Consider the following 1,728-nt stretch of genomic DNA (forward strand, 5'->3'; position numbering starts at 1 on the left):
AAGCATCCCGACGGCAAGCCGGCCAATGCGCAATTGATGGCTACGCTTTACGATAAGTCGCTCGACCAAATTGTAAATCATCGTTGGGGTTTCGATTTAGGCTATTCGTTCCCCGTACCCTATGCCGTCTGGCAGTGGGCATGGAGCCTACGCTCTTACGAAGTTTATTCCCGCAATCCCTTGCGCTCGTTACCCGTAAACTCCTTAGGTTTTTATCGGTTTGACACTTCGTGCTTCGATTGGGCCTATTATTTCACCTCGATGTTTGGTCTCAAAGGTGCGGATCGACTGGAAGAAGTTGTGGTTACTGGTTACAGCAAGAAGAGCAGTCTAACAGGTTCTATTAGGGTAAGGGGCTTATCTTCTGTTTCTGCAAAAGAAACCAGGGCATCCGCAGTTGCATACGAAGAGGTGAAGACGAAAGACGTGGAGGAAACCCCTGAGGCTAAACCAGAGTCTAGCTCTACTGATAAACCCACCATCCGCGAGAACCTGAACGAGACGGCTTTCTTCTATCCATCCCTCACTTCCGATGCTAACGGTGATGTAGCCATCAAGTTTACGCTGCCCGAAAGTGTCACCACATGGCGCTTTATGGGCTTGGCCACTGACCAGGACATGAACAACGTGATGGTAGAAAACGAGGCCGTGGCCACCAAGAAGATGATGGTGCAGCCCAACATGCCGCGCTTTATGCGATTGGGTGATAAGGGTTGGATAACTGCCCGCGTAATCAATACCTCCGAAAAGGCGCTGACGGGAACGGCATTGATTGAGATTGTAGACCCCGAAACGGGCAAGACCTTCCACACAGAGACGAAGACTTGCACGGTAAATGTCGGTCAAACCACCAACGTTAGTTTCCCACTCAACTTGCAAGAAGGTACTAAGTTTTATACCGCCGGCGTACGTGTGTGGATATGCCGCATATCGGTAACGGGCAAAGGATTTAGCGATGGCGAACAACACTACCTGCCCCTACTGGGCGATACCGAACTTGTCACCAACTCGAAGGCCTTTACCCAGCATCGCCCAGGTACGCTCAACATCGACCTGCGTAAGCTTTTCGCCGTAAATAGGGCGGATAATCGCCTCACCGTAGAGTACACCAACAACCCCGCTTGGATGATGGTGCAGACCCTGCCCTATATGAGTAGTGTCGACGAAACCGATGCCATATCCCTAGCTACTTCGTTCTATGTAAACAGTTTGGGTAGTTATCTGCTTAAACAAGCTCCCGTAATAAAGAGTACTGTCGAACTTTGGAAACAGGAAAACAATGGAGAAGGTTCGATGGTAAGCGAACTTGAAAAGAACGAGGAGCTGAAAACACTGGTGCTGAACGAAACGCCTTGGGTGTGGAATGGCAAGAACGAAACCCGCCAACGCCAAGAGTTGACGCGTTTCTTCGATGAGAACGGCATCGCGTATCGCCTAAACCAGGCCACAAACAAGCTGCGTGCGTTGCAGCGTGGTGATGGTTCGTGGAGTTGGTTCCCAGGTATGGCAGGCAGTAGTTACGTCACTTTGACCGTTGCCGAGATGGTAACGCGCCTGCAAACGCTAACGGGCGGGCGCACCGACATGAACCGCAATTTGGAAAGGGCATTCGCTTTCATGGGTAAACGCGTAGCAGACGAAGTCGCAGCAATGAAGAAACGCGAGCAACGAGGCGAGAAAAACGTACGCCCTAGCGAATGGGCGGTGCGCTATCTTTATGTAAGTTCG

The 1,728-nt window shown here is 51.0% G+C and carries 1 protein-coding gene; it reads left to right on the top strand.

What is annotated here, in order from left to right:
- Window positions 1–1,728: alpha-2-macroglobulin family protein (locus BN93_RS02390; protein ID WP_044259614.1), on the top strand; the 1,728-nt coding region annotated here is incomplete at both ends.

Origin of the sequence: Prevotella conceptionensis 9403948 (genome assembly GCF_000312305.1) — a bacterium.
GTDB lineage: Bacteria > Bacteroidota > Bacteroidia > Bacteroidales > Bacteroidaceae > Prevotella > Prevotella conceptionensis.